Here is a 12,485-nt window from a genome sequence, read left to right on the forward strand (position 1 = left end):
TCTTCGACAGGCTCATCCTTGCGTATTATGACCGGGCAGAAAAGCGTATTATCCGGATCGACTGACCACAAAAAGTGTTACCTGTGTGCCCGGTCTGATCTGTTACCCATGTGCCCGGTCGTACCTTAATGCGCACCCTACATAAAGCCGGTAGTGCTCCTGTAGTGTCGCCATTCATGGCGACCTGATAAAAACCGTGCAGTTACCCCGCAGGTTCGGCATTTATACCGGTGCGCATTAATGCGCACCCTACATAAAGCCGGTAGTGCTCCTGTAGGGGCGCCATTCATGGCGACCTGATAAAACCGGGCAGTTACCCCGCAGGTGCGGCATTTATACCGGTGCGCATTAATGCGCACCCTGGGAAAAACCGGGCAGTGATCCTGTAGGGTCGCCATTCATGGCGACCTGAGATGCAGCGCTGGCAAACATCAGGCCAACAACGGCGCTATTCCGGAACATTCACCCGCCACTTTTCGCTATCCTTATTCCGTGCCACAACACCACAGGAGGTGAGCATTGAATATTATTGCGATCATGGGACCGCACGGCGCGTTCTACAAAGATGAACCGATTCGCGAACTGGACGCGGCGCTGAAGCTGCAGGGTTTCCAGACCGTTTATCCCAACAATGCCAGCGACCTGCTGAAACTGATTGAACACAACCCGCGCGTCTGCGGGGTGATATTTGACTGGGACGACTACAGCCTGGCGCTGTGCAGCGACATCAATCAGCTTAACGAATCACTGCCGCTGTATGCCTTCATCAACACCCATTCGCAGATGGATGTCAGCATTAATGAAATGCGCATGGCGCTGCACTTCTTCGAATACGCGCTCAACGCCGCTGACGATATCGCACTGCATATCCGGCAGTACACCGATGAGTACATCGACAAAATTATGCCGCCGCTGACCAAAGCGCTGTTCACCTACGTCAAAGAGGGGAAATACACCTTCTGCACGCCGGGCCACATGGGCGGCACGGCGTTTCAGAAAAGCCCGGTCGGCAGCCTGTTCTATGATTTCTTCGGCGCCAACACGCTGAAAGCGGATGTTTCGATCTCGGTCACCGAACTGGGCTCGCTGCTCGATCACACCGGTCCGCACCTCGAAGCAGAAGAGTATGTGGCGCGCACCTTTGGCGCTGAGCAGAGCTATATGGTCACCAACGGCACCTCGACTTCAAATAAAATCGTCGGAATGTACGCCGCACCGGCCGGCAGCACGGTACTGATTGACCGCAACTGCCACAAATCGCTGACCCATCTGCTGATGATGAGCGACATCATCCCCATCTGGCTCAAACCGACACGCAACGCGCTGGGCATCCTGGGTGGCATCCCTAAGCGCGAATTCACCCGCGACAGCATCCAGCAGAAAGTTAACGCGACCCCGCGCGCCAGCTGGCCGGTGCATGCGGTGATCACCAACTCAACCTACGACGGTCTGCTGTATAACACGCAATACATCAAACAGACGCTGGACGTGCCGTCCATCCATTTCGATTCCGCCTGGGTGCCGTACACCAATTTTCATCCCATCTACAGCGGCAAAAGCGGCATGAGCGGCGAGCGTATCCCCGGCAAAGTGATCTATGAAACCCAGTCGACTCACAAACTGCTGGCGGCGTTCTCACAGGCGTCGCTGATTCACATCAAGGGCGATTACGATCACGACACCTTCAACGAAGCCTACATGATGCACACCACCACCTCGCCGAGCTACGCGATCGTCTCTTCGATTGAGACCGCGGCGGCGATGCTGCGCGGTAATCCGGGCCGGCGGCTGATTAATCGCTCGGTGGAGCGCGCGCTGCATTTTCGCCGCGAGATCCAGCGGCTGCGCGAAGAGTCTGACGGCTGGTTCTTTGATATCTGGCAGCCGGAGCAGGTGGATGAAGCCGAATGCTGGCCGATTCAGCCGGGCGACGAGGCGTGGCACGGCTTTACGCACGCCGATCGCGATCATATGTACCTTGATCCCATCAAAGTCACCATACTTACGCCGGGCATGAGCGAACTGGGCCAGATGGCGGAAGAGGGCATTCCGGCCGCGCTGGTGGCGAAATTCCTCGACCAGCGTGGCATCGTGGTGGAGAAGACCGGACCGTACAATTTGCTGTTCCTGTTCAGCATTGGCATCGATAAAACCAAAGCGATGAGCGTGCTGCGCGGACTGACGGAGTTCAAACGCGCCTACGATCTCAACCTGCGGGTAAAAAACATGCTGCCGGATCTGTATGCTGAAGATCCTGACTTCTACCGTAATATGCGCATCCAGACGCTGGCGCAGGGCATTCATCAGCTGATCCTGCAGCACGATTTGCCGCGTCTGATGCTGCGGGCATTTGACGTTCTGCCGGAGATGAAGATGACGCCGCACCAGGCGTTTCAGCGGCAGGTGCAGGGACAGGTGGAAACCGTGGACATTCGCGAGCTGGTCGGGCGGATTTCAGCCAACATGATCCTGCCTTATCCGCCAGGCGTGCCGCTAGTGATGCCGGGCGAGATGATTACCGAACAGAGCCGGGCGGTGCTGGATTTCCTGCTGATGCTCTGTACCATCGGGCGGCACTATCCCGGCTTTGAAACGGATATTCACGGTGCCACGCTCACCGACGACGGTCGCTATCTGGTGCGCGTGCTGCGCGACGAGCCTGCGCGCTAACTTCAGATAATTGCCTCTTTTCAGCGCCGCGCCGGGCACGTAGGCTAAGCGGCTCAGAATACTTTCGGAGCCGCTATGCTGCAGATAAAACAGATCCACCACATCGCCATTATTGCCACCGATTATCAGCGCAGTAAGGCGTTTTACTGCGACGTGCTGGGCTTTGAGCTGCTGGGTGAATACTATCGCGCTGAGCGCGACTCATGGAAAGGCGATCTTGGCCTTAATGGCGTCTATACCATTGAGCTGTTCTCATTTCCTGCGCCGCCGCCGCGCGTCAGCGGACCGGAAGCGTGCGGGCTGCGCCATCTGGCGTTTTGTGTGGATGATGTCGAACAGTCGGTTGCCGCGCTGGCAGAAAAGGGCGTGGTGTGCGAGCCGATCCGCATCGATGCTCTCACCGGTAAAGCCTGTACCTTCTTCCCCGATCCGGACGGTTTGCCGCTGGAGCTGTATCAGGCGTAAAATAGCGCGCGCAGTGAGCCGCAATCCGGCGGTTCACCTCAACGGAATGCGTGCATGTCCTTTTCTCATCTTGCTGCGCTGCTGCCAGCCGATGCCCGCTGCGTGCTGGCATTCAGCGGCGGGCTCGATTCCAGCGTTCTGCTGCATCAGTTAGTGAACTGGCAACGCCAGCAGCCGCAGCTGCACGTGCGCGCATTACACGTGCATCATGGTTTAAGCCCCAACGCCGATCGCTGGGCGGCGCACTGCCAGCAGCAGTGTCAGCAGTGGCACATTCCCTGTGAGGTGCTGCGCGTGCAGGTGGACGCTCGCGCCGGCGGTATCGAAGCCGCAGCCCGCACGGCGCGCTATCAGGCGTTATTCACACACCTGCAACCCGGTGAGTACTTACTTACTGCTCAGCACCTCGATGACCAGGCTGAAACGCTGCTGCTGGCGCTGAAACGCGGCAGTGGTCCGGCGGGTCTGGCGGCGATGCCGCAGCAGCGGCAGGTTAACGGCCACTGGCATCTGCGCCCGTTGCTCAACCTCAGCCGTCAGCAGCTGGAAGCTTACGCTGTCGGGCACCAGCTGGACTGGATTGACGATGAGAGCAACGCTGACCGTCGCTACGATCGCAATTTCCTGCGCCAGGACGTGCTGCCGCTGCTGCAGGCGCGCTGGCCGCACTTCAGCGCGGCCAGTGCCCGCAGCGCAGCGCTATGCGGTGAGCAGGAGCAACTGCTGGATGAGCTGCTCAGCGAGCAGCTGGCGCAGCTGACCGATGCCCAGGGCGCACTGCATTTTCCGCCGCTGCTGGCCTGTAGCGAGGCACGGCGGCACGCGCTGCTGCGGCGCTGGATTAGCGAACGCGGTGGTGCAATGCCCGCGCGCGACGCGCTGCAGCGCATTACCGACGAGGTGATGCACAGCCGTGAAGATGCGCAGCCGTGTCTGCGCTTTGGCGCGCACGAACTGCGGCGCTACCGGGAACGGCTTTACTGGCTGCCGCGACAGCACTCACTGAGTCAGCACTCGCTAACCTGGCAGCCGCTGACGCAGCCATTAATTTTGCCTGATGGGCTGGGTGAACTGCGCGCCAGCCCGGCGCAGGCGGAACTGCGCCAGCCGGCGGCGGATGAGCAGGTTATTGTGCGCTTTCAGGCCCACGGCTATCACCATGTTGTCGGCCGGGCTGGTGGTCGCGAAATGAAAAAACTGTGGCAGGAGCTGGGCGTCCCGCCGTGGCAGCGCGAACGCATTCCGTTGATTTACTACAACCAGACGCTGATTGCCGCGCCGGGGCTGTTTGTCACCCGCGCAGGCGCGGCGGGCGAGACGCAAGGCTGGCAGGCGATCTGGTCAACACCCTAAAAAGGAACAGCAATGATGAAACAGTGGATGGTCGCGGCGCTACTGGCTGCTGCGCTGCCGGCGTTTGCGCAGGGCGACGTCAAGGCTGGCGCGCAGAAAGCCGCCAGCTGTATGGCGTGCCATGGCGCGGAAGGTAAGAGCGCGGTGCCGCTTTACCCTAATCTGGCCGGGCAGCATGCGCCTTACCTGCTGCACTCGCTGCAGGCCTACAAAAAAGGCGAGCGCAGTGGCGGTCAGGCAGAGGTGATGAAAGCCTTTGTGGCCGGGTTGAGCGATCAGGATATGGATGATTTAGCGGCGTACTACGCTTCGCTGCAGCCTTAAGCGAGGTGGGCGGGAATAGCTTTCCCGCCCGGGGAGAGATTATTCGTCTTCGCTGACGATAACGGTGCCCAGCTCAGGATGGCTGAAGCTGGCGATGTGGTCGAGACGCAGCTCGCGCGTTTCACCGGAGAGGTCGACCGCAAGATACTCGACGTTTTTACGTGAGACCATGTCCACGGCTTTCGCTTTCAGCTGGTCGCCGTTTTTGAGCTCCAGCGACAGCGTCCAGTGTTTGGTACAGGCGAGCTCGAGGTTGTCGTAGTCATCACAGTTGATGGGTTTGTAGGCTTCATTCGTCAACATAGTCGCTCACCAATAAGTTTGCAGCGGCATACGCTGCCTGTTCCCTGACAGAAGAGTTTAGCGCAGAATTAGCGGCAATATCATTGAGTGCTTTCAGTGCGCATCCGATCGCGTCTGGCACATACCCCAGGTCGCCGCTGCCAATCCCGGCATACTTCTGGCGAACTAACTCACAATACTTTTGCACATACACCTCCTCAGCAGAGCATCAATACTCTGGTTGATATGCGACTATATCACAGGGGTTCGCTGGAAATCAGCCAGGGGGCGCAGGGAAGGTGGCAAAGAAAGGGCAAAAAGTGACAGCCAGCACTGGTCTCAGCCAGCCTGGCGGGGCACAAAAGGTTAAGTTGATGAACAGGTTATTTCCGGATACAACCGCGCTGATAACGGCAGGTGGCAGATGATTGTGCTGTCACGTAGTGTTTCAATTGCGGACAATGAAGTGGAGCTCAGTGCCATTCGCGCTCAGGGCGCGGGCGGCCAGCACGTCAATAAGACGTCGACCGCTATCCATCTGCGTTTCGATATTCACGCCTCGTCGCTACCGCCGTTTTATAAACAGCGGCTGCTGGAGGCGAACCACCATTTGATCAGCGCCGATGGCGTGGTGATTATCAAAGCGCAGGAGTATCGCAGCCAGGAGATGAACCGCGAAGCGGCGCTGCAGCGGCTGATCAACCTGATACGCGAGCTGACAACGGTGGAGAAAGTGCGCCGCGCGACGCGCCCGACGCGGGCGTCCAGAGAGCGGCGGCTGGAAGGTAAATCACGACGCAGCAATGTGAAGGCGCTGCGCGGCAAGCTACGCTAAAAAAAACGCCTCCGGCAGGAGGCGTCAGGGGATTACTTGTTGAGTGCGCGGCTGAGGAAGTCGACGATGTCGTGCTGCTTAATCATCTGCTTCTCGCTGGCGGCGCGGGCTTTGTACTCGATCTCCTGGTTATCCAGGTTGCGGTCGCCAATCACGATAGTGTGCGGTACGCCGATCAGTTCCATATCGGCGAACATCACGCCCGGACGCTCTTTACGATCGTCAAGAATGACGTCGATGCCTTTGGCGCGCAGCTCGTTGTACAGCTGTTCCGCCAGCTCTTTCACGCGGAAGGATTTGTGCATGTTCATCGGCAGAATCGCCACTTCGAACGGTGCCAGCGCCGCTGGCCAGATAATCCCGCGCTCGTCGTGGTTCTGTTCGATAGCCGCCGCCACCACGCGGGTGATACCGATACCGTAGCAGCCCATGGTCATGATCTGATTGCGACCATCTTCACCCTGTACCGCTGCTTTCATCGCGTCCGAATATTTGGTGCCGAGCTGGAAGATGTGGCCGACTTCAATGCCGCGCTTAATCATCAGCACGCCTTTGCCATCCGGGCTCGGATCGCCTTCTACCACGTTACGAATATCTTCTACGCGTGCTTCTGGCAGATCGCGACCCCAGTTGATGCCGGCATAGTGCTGGCCATCAATGTTGGCGCCTGCCGCGAAGTCACTCATTTTTGCCACAGTGCGGTCAGCAATCACCGGGATGGTCAGACCGACCGGACCGAGAGAGCCAAAACCGGCACCGATGGCGGCGCGAATCTCTTCCTCGCTGCCCATTTCCAGTGGCGCGGCCACGATGTCCAGATGCTCGGCTTTGATTTCGTTGAGCTCGTGGTCGCCGCGTAACAGCAGCGCAACCAGCGAATGACCGCTCTCTTCGCTGGCTTTCACGATCAGCGTTTTCACCGTTTTTTCTACCGGGATCTGGTGCTGTTCGACCAGCTCGGCGATGGTTTTCGCGTTTGGCGTAGCGAACTGCGTCAGCGCCTGCGTTGCCGCCGGGCGCTCACCGGCAGGTGCCAGCGCTTCGGCTTTCTCAATGTTGGCCGCGTAATCGGACTCGCTGGAGAAGATCACATCATCTTCACCACTCTGCGCCAGCACCTGGAACTCATGCGAGCCGCTGCCGCCAATCGAACCGGTATCGGCCTGCACGGCGCGGAAATCCAGCCCCATGCGGCTGAAGCTCTGGCTGTAGGCGCGGTACATCGCATCGTAAGTTTCCTGCAGCGACTCCTGCGAGGTGTGGAATGAGTATGCATCCTTCATGATGAATTCGCGCGAACGCATCACGCCAAAACGCGGGCGTACTTCATCACGGAATTTGGTCTGGATCTGATAGACGTTGAGCGGCAGCTGCTTATAGGAGCTCAGCTCGTTGCGGATCAGGTCGGTGACCACTTCTTCATGGGTCGGACCCAGCACAAACGGGCGCTCGTGGCGGTCTTTAATGCGCAGCAGCTCCGGGCCGTACTGCTCCCAGCGACCGCTCTCTTCCCACAGATCGGCTGGCTGAACCACCGGCATAGAGATCTCAATCGCACCGGCGTTGTTCATCTCTTCGCGCACGATGTTTTCAACTTTTCGCAGCACGCGAATACCGGTCGGCAGCCAGGTATAGAGACCGGAAGCCAGTTTGCGGATCATACCGGCGCGCAGCATCAGCTGGTGGCTGATCACTTCAGCATCGGAAGGCGTCTCCTTTAGGGTGGAGAGCAGATATTGAGTAGTACGCATTAATTTACGATTCCAGTTGTACGGAAGGATACGAACAAAAAATTTGCTGGCGGCTAGTGTACCAGCGAGATCCGTCACTCAAAAGCTTGTTTTAGCGCGGATCGAGCGCGATCACCTCGGTTCCCGCCGCGTCAATGCGCCAGCGCACATTAAAGTCGAGCAGCCACGCGGCATATTCACGGCCAGGGCTTTCGCCTTTGCGATAAGCCGGACGCGGATCCTGCGCCAGCACTTCAGTGATAAAGCGCGCCAGCTGCGGGTAGTGGCGTTGCTGCTGTTGCAACTGCTGCTGCGCCTGCGCGGAGAAACGCACCGGCATGCTGGCGTCGGGCGCGCTCTGAGCGAATCCCGCGCGCGCCTCAGGCAGCGCTTCGGCGAAGGGCAGGTAAGGCTTGATATCCACCACAGGAGTGCCGTCCACCAAATCGAGGCTGCCTAATTGCAGAATCACCTGTTGCTGCTCGCAGCGGATGCCTTTGAGCTCAACCAGCGACATGCCGATAGGATTGGGACGAAAGGTCGAGCGGGTGGCAAATACGCCCATGCGGGCATTACCGCCGAGGCGCGGCGGGCGTACAGTTGGGCGCCAGCCGCCGGCCATGGTCTGGTGAAAGACGAACAGCACCCACAAATGGCTGAATGCCTCAAGTCCACGCACCGCTTCAGGCTGATTGTACGGCGCCAGCAGATGCAGTTCGCCACCGCCGTCCTGCACCAGACCCGGCTGGCGCGGTACGGCAAATTTCTCTTTCCACGGCGACCGGATCACGCCGATTTGCGCAAAGGCAAATTCACTCATTGATTGGAGACTTTCAGCGCGGAACCCTGGCATACCGCCTGGCGATAGCAGCCCGGTGAGCTGGAGACAATTTCACACTTGTGCAGCAGCACGGCGTTGGCTTTCATGCCGGCCGCTTTAATCTGCAGGCGTTTACGCGCGGTATTGAGGTTCGGCGGTGAGTCCTGGGTGCTGCTCTGGCAATCATCACCCGACACTTCGCCCAGATCGCGGAACGGATTGCTGACCAGATCGGTCGCATCGGTATAGATCTTCACCGGGGCCGGACGCGCAGCCGGTTTGCGCTGAGGTTCGCTGGTTGATTGCTGCGGGCGAGACGGAGCACTGCTTATTGGGTGATATTCACGCACGCACCCGGTCAGCATCAATGCCAACAAGCAGAGCGGTAAAAAACGCATGGCAACATCCTCATGTAATAAAAAGTGGCGTTATTGAAACAAGGACGACCAGAAATAACAAGTCAGCTGCCACATGCTGAAATAGAAAGGGCGGCCGAAGCCGCCCTGCACCGCATGAAAGGGATAATTACCAGCCTTTCACTGCGCCGCCGTTGAAGATTTTGTTGGCGGCTTCAGACACTTCGTCTGACTGATAAGCCTCAACAAACTTCTTCACGTTCTCCGCGTCTTTGTTGTCTTCGCGGCTAACGATCAGGTTCACGTACGGCGAGTCTTTATCTTCTACGAAGATGCCGTCCTTCGCCGGGGTCAGGCCAATCTGGCTGGCGTAAGTGGTGTTGATCACCGCCAGCGCTATCTGCTGATCGTCGAGTGAACGTGGCAGCTGTGGCGCTTCCAGCTCAACAATCTTCAGGTTCTTTGGATTCTCAGTGATATCCAGTGAGGTTGGCAGCAGGCCCACGCCATCTTTCAGTTTGATCAGGCCCACTTTCTGCAGCAGCAGCAGAGAACGATCGAGGTTGGTTGGATCGTTCGGGATAGCGATCTGCGCACCGTTCTGCAGCTCATCCAGCGATTTGATTTTTTTCGAGTAGCCGGCAATCGGATAAACGAAGGTGTTGCCGACCGGCACCAGTTTGTAGCCGCGGTCTTTGATCTGCTGATCGAGGTACGGCTTGTGCTGGAAGGCGTTAACGTCAATATCGCCTTTGCTCAGCGCTTCGTTAGGCAGCACGTAATCGTTAAAGGTAACCAGTTCAACATCGAGACCGTATTTCTCTTTCGCGACTTTCACGGCAGTTTCCGCAACCTGCTGTTCAGCCCCGACAATCACACCCACTTTAATGTGGTTGGGATCTTTCTCTTTCTGATCGCATCCTGCCAGCGCAATCGCGCCAATCAGAGCACCCACAGCGGCAATCTTTTTAAATGTGAAAGACATATCCTTTCCTTAATAGAGGACTATTGATGTTGTTTGCTTATTTATGTGACACCGCACGCACGATGCGATCACCACAGAACTGAATTAAATACACCAGCACCACCAGCAAAATCAGCACGGTATTCATCACGGTGGCGTTATAGCCGATGTAACCATACTGATAGCCAATCTGGCCCAGACCGCCCGCGCCCACAGCACCACCCATGGCGGAATAGCCCACCAGCGTAATCAGGGTAATTGTAGCGGCATTCACCAGCCCTGGCAGCGCTTCCGGCAGCAGCACCTTACGCACGATCTGCAGCGGTGTGGCACCCATGGCGCGCGAGGCTTCAATCAGTCCGGTCGGCAACTCAAGCAGCGCATTCTCCACCATACGGGCGATAAACGGCGCCGCGCCCACGGTCAGCGGAACGATGGCCGCCTGCAGACCAATGGAGGTGCCGACGATGGCGCGGGTAAACGGAATCATCCACACCAGCAGGATAATGAAAGGAATAGAACGGAAAATATTGACGATGGCTGACAGCACGCGATACAGCGCAGTGTTGGCCAGAATCTGTCCCGGACGCGTGACGTACAGCAGTACGCCAACCGGCAGGCCAAGCACAAAGCCAAAGAAACCAGAAACGAAGGTCATCATCAGCGTTTCCCAGACGCCACGCGTCAGTAACCACAGCATCGCTTCAGACATAACCCAGCACCTCTACTTTCACATGATTTTCTTTCAGCCAGGCAATAGCGGCTTGTGTATCTGTTTCACTGCCGTCCATTTCGGCCAGCATGATGCCGAACTTCACGCCACCGGCGTAATCCATCTGGGCACTGATAATGTTGTTATTGACGTTGAAACGGCGCGCGGCTTCTGACAGCAGCGGCGCATCCACCGATTTACCGGTGAACTCCAGCCGCAGCAGCGGCACGCTCTCGCTGCCTGCGCTCGCCTGCATGCGCTGCTGGTAATCATCCGGAATATCCAGATGCAGCGTTGACTGAATAAACTGCTGGGCCAGGGGCGTTTTCGGGTGCGAGAACACTTCGCTGACGCTGTCTTTTTCAATCAGTTCGCCGTTGCTGATCACCGCTACCTGATCGCAGATGCGTTTCACCACATCCATCTCGTGGGTGATCAGCAGAATAGTGATGCCGAGCCGACGGTTGATGTCTTTCAGCAGCTCCAGAATCGAGCGGGTGGTGGCCGGGTCAAGCGCGCTGGTGGCTTCATCACACAGCAGCACCTTCGGATTGCTGGCCAGCGCACGGGCAATCGCGACGCGCTGTTTCTGACCGCCGGACAGATTCGCCGGCCAGCTGTCGTGTTTGTCCGCCAGACCGACCAGCTCCAGCAGCTCACTGACGCGCTTTTTGATCGCCTCGCGTGACAGGTTACCCAGCTCAAGCGGCAGCGCAACGTTGCCCGACACGGTGCGGGAGTTCATCAGGTTGAAGTGCTGGAAGATCATGCCAATCTGGCGGCGCGCCAGCGTTAACTGCCCGGAAGAGAGCGCGGTGAGATCCTGACCGTCAACCAGTACGCGACCGGATGTCGGGCGCTCCAGCAGGTTGACGCAGCGGATGAGCGTACTTTTACCGGCACCGGATGAACCGATGACGCCATAAATTTGTCCGGCAGGCACGTGCAGGCTAACGTTTGACAACGCCTGAATAGTGCGTGAACCCTGCTGGAACACTTTGGTGATATTTTCGAGTTTAATCATTAGTTTAATTGTTATCGTGTTGCGTTGTCCGTGGTGTATCGGTCTTCGCGCCGCCGGGGCAGGCGAAATCTGGATGGATGGTAAGGCATCCAGACGGCTAAATCAATCAAAGTCATTCAATCTGCCATTCTCACGGTACGCGCAATCATGCGATACTGCGCGGCACTATTTGCAGCAGGAGTTTCTACGTGGCGAACCCAGTCCCGGCTATTTTTCTCGATCGTGATGGCACCCTGAATGTCGATCACGGCTATGTTCATGAGATCGACAATTTTCAGTTTATTGATGGCACCATTGAAGCGCTGCAGGCGTTAAAGAAGATGGGCTACGCGCTGGTGCTGGTAACTAACCAGTCTGGCATCGCGCGCGGCATGTTTACCGAAGATCAGTTTATGCAACTCACCGAGTGGATGGACTGGTCACTGGCCGATCGCGATGTCGATCTCGACGGCATCTATTTCTGTCCGCATCTGCCTGATGCAACGGTCGTGGAGTACCGCCAGACTTGCGATTGCCGCAAGCCGCAACCGGGCATGCTGCTTTCGGCGCAGAAACACCTGAACATCGATATGGCAGCTTCTTATATGGTGGGCGATAAGCTGGAAGATATGCTGGCAGCGCAGGCGGCCGGTGTGGGAACTAAAGTGCTGGTGCGCAGTGGTAAGCCGGTCACCGCCGAAGGCGAAGCGGCTGCGGACTGGGTGATTGATAGTCTCGCAGAGCTGCCGGCGCGCATGAAAAAGGCCTGAAATCAGGCCTTCTGCACAAATCTTAAGCGAACAGTAAAAAAGTTGAAATTTGCACTTGCGCTTCCATAAGTTCGCCCTATAATGCGCCACCACTGAGACGGCAAAGCGGCAACGCAGGCGGCTCAGCAGGGCGTGAAGTGATTCACCCCGCCGGAGAAAAGCGCTGAAAAAAGTGTTTGACTCTGAAGGAGGAAAGCGTAA

14 protein-coding genes are annotated in these 12,485 nt (G+C 57.6%); 6 read left to right on the forward strand and 8 right to left on the reverse strand.

Going from position 1 to position 12,485, the window contains the following annotated elements:
- Positions 1-519 precede the first annotated feature (519 nt).
- The 4 genes from F3J36_RS23870 to F3J36_RS23885 all read left to right on the forward strand — a co-directional run bounded on the left by F3J36_RS23870 (position 520) and on the right by F3J36_RS23885 (position 4,812).
- Positions 520-2,670: a lysine decarboxylase LdcC gene (locus F3J36_RS23870; protein WP_104094478.1), complete on the forward strand. Its 2,151-nt coding sequence runs from the start codon at positions 520-522 to the stop codon at positions 2,668-2,670.
- Between the two features lie 75 nt (positions 2,671-2,745).
- A complete protein-coding gene (locus F3J36_RS23875; protein WP_058770579.1) occupies positions 2,746-3,135 on the forward strand; it encodes a VOC family protein in 390 nt (129 codons plus the stop codon).
- A 54-nt stretch (positions 3,136-3,189) separates the two neighbouring features.
- Complete coding sequence (gene tilS / locus F3J36_RS23880) at positions 3,190-4,488, forward strand: tRNA lysidine(34) synthetase TilS (protein WP_166720769.1); 1,299 nt, start codon at positions 3,190-3,192, stop codon at positions 4,486-4,488.
- A 15-nt stretch (positions 4,489-4,503) separates the two neighbouring features.
- Positions 4,504-4,812 (forward strand): cytochrome c, encoded by a 309-nt coding sequence (locus F3J36_RS23885; RefSeq protein ID WP_166720775.1) that lies wholly within the window; start codon positions 4,504-4,506, stop codon positions 4,810-4,812.
- A gap of 39 nt (positions 4,813-4,851) precedes the next feature.
- Here F3J36_RS23885 and rof read toward each other — a convergent pair whose 3' ends face one another.
- Positions 4,852-5,115, reverse strand: coding sequence for a Rho-binding antiterminator (gene rof, locus F3J36_RS23890; RefSeq protein WP_021507471.1), 264 nt, complete (start codon positions 5,113-5,115; stop codon positions 4,852-4,854).
- Positions 5,102-5,302, reverse strand: coding sequence for a YaeP family protein (locus tag F3J36_RS23895; RefSeq protein ID WP_021507470.1), 201 nt, complete (start codon positions 5,300-5,302; stop codon positions 5,102-5,104). Before F3J36_RS23895 ends, rof begins: the two co-directional genes overlap by 14 nt.
- Positions 5,303-5,518: 216 nt before the next feature.
- Here F3J36_RS23895 and arfB point away from each other — a divergent pair, with 216 nt between their 5' ends.
- A complete protein-coding gene (gene arfB / locus F3J36_RS23900; protein WP_021507469.1) occupies positions 5,519-5,929 on the forward strand; it encodes an alternative ribosome rescue aminoacyl-tRNA hydrolase ArfB in 411 nt (136 codons plus the stop codon).
- 32 nt (positions 5,930-5,961) lie between these two features.
- Here the strand turns inward: arfB and proS are convergent, their stop codons facing one another.
- The 6 genes from proS to metN form a co-directional block, all read right to left on the reverse strand.
- A complete protein-coding gene (proS, locus tag F3J36_RS23905) occupies positions 5,962-7,680 on the reverse strand; it encodes a proline--tRNA ligase (protein ID WP_058759538.1) in 1,719 nt (572 codons plus the stop codon).
- A 91-nt stretch (positions 7,681-7,771) separates the two neighbouring features.
- A complete protein-coding gene (gene tsaA / locus F3J36_RS23910) occupies positions 7,772-8,479 on the reverse strand; it encodes a tRNA (N6-threonylcarbamoyladenosine(37)-N6)-methyltransferase TrmO (protein ID WP_058774790.1) in 708 nt (235 codons plus the stop codon).
- Positions 8,476-8,877: an Rcs stress response system protein RcsF gene (gene rcsF, locus F3J36_RS23915; protein WP_166720771.1), complete on the reverse strand. Its 402-nt coding sequence runs from the start codon at positions 8,875-8,877 to the stop codon at positions 8,476-8,478. Before rcsF ends, tsaA begins: the two co-directional genes overlap by 4 nt.
- A gap of 127 nt (positions 8,878-9,004) precedes the next feature.
- Positions 9,005-9,820 (reverse strand): MetQ/NlpA family lipoprotein, encoded by an 816-nt coding sequence (locus F3J36_RS23920; RefSeq protein WP_166720773.1) that lies wholly within the window; start codon positions 9,818-9,820, stop codon positions 9,005-9,007.
- A 37-nt stretch (positions 9,821-9,857) separates the two neighbouring features.
- Positions 9,858-10,511, reverse strand: a complete 654-nt coding sequence (locus F3J36_RS23925) for a methionine ABC transporter permease MetI (protein ID WP_021507464.1) — start codon at positions 10,509-10,511, stop codon at positions 9,858-9,860.
- On the reverse strand, positions 10,504-11,535 hold the full coding sequence (gene metN / locus F3J36_RS23930; protein ID WP_058759540.1) for a methionine ABC transporter ATP-binding protein MetN: 1,032 nt from the start codon (positions 11,533-11,535) through the stop codon (positions 10,504-10,506). The genes F3J36_RS23925 and metN overlap by 8 nt, the downstream gene beginning before the upstream one ends.
- A 188-nt stretch (positions 11,536-11,723) precedes the next feature.
- Between metN and gmhB the strand changes: the two genes are divergently transcribed.
- Positions 11,724-12,284: a D-glycero-beta-D-manno-heptose 1,7-bisphosphate 7-phosphatase gene (gene gmhB / locus F3J36_RS23935; protein ID WP_058780475.1), complete on the forward strand. Its 561-nt coding sequence runs from the start codon at positions 11,724-11,726 to the stop codon at positions 12,282-12,284.
- The last annotated feature ends 201 nt before the right edge of the window (positions 12,285-12,485 follow it).

It is taken from the genome of Pantoea sp. Cy-640, from assembly GCF_011752635.1.
Classification (GTDB): Bacteria; Pseudomonadota; Gammaproteobacteria; order Enterobacterales; family Enterobacteriaceae; genus Pantoea; species Pantoea dispersa.